Here is a 1780-nt window from a genome sequence, read left to right as displayed (position 1 = left end):
ACCTTTCCATTGATCAAAGAAAAGAATGGATTAAATGTTTGACCGTTCTCACCATTCCTATCCCTAATTAATAATGGAGACTGTATCCCATCTTTAACTTCAAATCGGAATAATCGGCTATCCATATAGCGCACCAGTTTATATTTACTCCAGTTTATCGGCACTGCTTGATAACCCTTATCAAAGTAATGCTTAAAATCCAACGAATCAAAATGAATTTGTTCAGTACTGTCATTAGCCTGGGATTCCTCATGCAACGTTAACTGATAGGCTGTTTTCAGTGCCGTCAAATCCTGTTTTTTCAACATTTGCCAAATATCTTCATAGGCTTTCTTAACCAATTCAGTGCTTGCTGTTGTCTCCGGCAAAGGGGTAGCCGTCGTCCAGGCCCAGACAGGCAAATCATTTAATGTCACTGTCCGCTCTGTATGATAATAAAACTCATCCGGATATTCTTTCGTCGTAATTCTACTGGATTGTGTAGTATCAATATTAAAATTAACGGACTGCGTACTATCAGGTTCTAATGTGCCATTTTTATCTGCCACGCTGGTAATAATATTAGTCACTTCATCAGACTCATAAGGAGTTACCCTTACCAATCTAACCTTACATTCCGCATCTTTTTCTTTATAAATATATTTATCATCCCGGGCACTTAATGGCCCCATATCAAGGCTAAGAGTGTTTTTACTGTTTTGCAATAGCGGTGCTATGTTATATCCGGTCGATATTGTACCCGATATAGAACTAAAATTATCTAAGGTAGTAATTCCATTCACTTTAAATCTACAAAGCACTTTATTCGACTCTAAGTAAGCAATATATTTAATTTTATCCATCGTATTTTCCCCATAAGCTGATAATGAAAATAAAACCATAAAAAACAAAATTAATTTTTTCATTGCGATAACCTCAGTTTATATGTCGACTTTTCTTTTGGCAGTTTCGGATATATTTCCCATTTTTTTTGCTTCTTGGTATCTACTTTGTTCTGTGGATTAAAGCTACTATTTTTATTTTCAGTTGTACTTTTCCCCACCCCATACTCCACATAATAACTGGCAACGATCCCCTCATGGAAAAATACCAAATATACCCCATTATCCTGCTTATCCAGTTCAAAACACCCTTCCGCTTCAATATCCGCACCGGCTTTAAAATATCCTTCCACCAGATAATATTTAAAGCCCGCCTGAATATTGGTTTCCGCCCTAATCGCCAGCGTACCCCTGACCACATCCCCCAACTGGAATTCCATCTCCCGCTCTTCATTGCCGGCATATTTGAACGACAGATTTAACGCTCCTTCCAGCACCATATCTAATTGCGCCCCCAGATAAGCGCCGTCCCGCCCGTCGTCTACCGCCGCCTTTCCTTTTAACCCCTGCTCACGAATTAAGGCAATTAATTTCTCAACACCGAATTCCGTGGCAAATGCCTGAATTAAATCCAGCCGTAATTTAATCCCAATCAGCGGTGCTAATTCCACCGCAACCGCCTGTTCAAAATACGCCTCATTGCCATGCGAGGCGTTTACCAGTTTACTGCCGCCGCTTAATTTTATTTCCGGCGTCTGGATTTCCATGTCCAGCAGTTTTATCTCCTGGCTGCCTTCACTGGAAAACAGTTTTTGTAACGTCTCAACCGCCTGAAGCCCTTTATCCACTAACCCCAGTTTCCTGCGTTTGGTTTTAAACTCTTTTTCCAGTTCATGTGTGAAAGTATGGGAATAGGGGCCTAACGTGTAAGCAAAACTCCCTTCGACAGTTAATGTGTC

At 40.3% G+C, this 1780-nt stretch carries 1 protein-coding gene and 1 pseudogene; both read right to left on the bottom strand.

Annotated features, from left to right (window positions below; all coding sequences use genetic code 11):
* On the bottom strand, positions 1-905 hold a 905-nt coding region (locus tag LGZ99_RS24335), incomplete at its 3' end, for a hypothetical protein (protein WP_262979836.1).
* Positions 902-1780, bottom strand: a pseudogene (locus LGZ99_RS24330) (hypothetical protein); the annotation flags it as partial. The pseudogene LGZ99_RS24330 and the gene LGZ99_RS24335, both read right to left, overlap by 4 nt.

The organism is Photorhabdus temperata, from assembly GCF_025384845.1.
In the GTDB taxonomy this organism is placed as follows: domain Bacteria; phylum Pseudomonadota; class Gammaproteobacteria; order Enterobacterales; family Enterobacteriaceae; genus Photorhabdus; species Photorhabdus temperata.
This window is presented reverse-complemented; position numbering and strand designations above follow the sequence as displayed.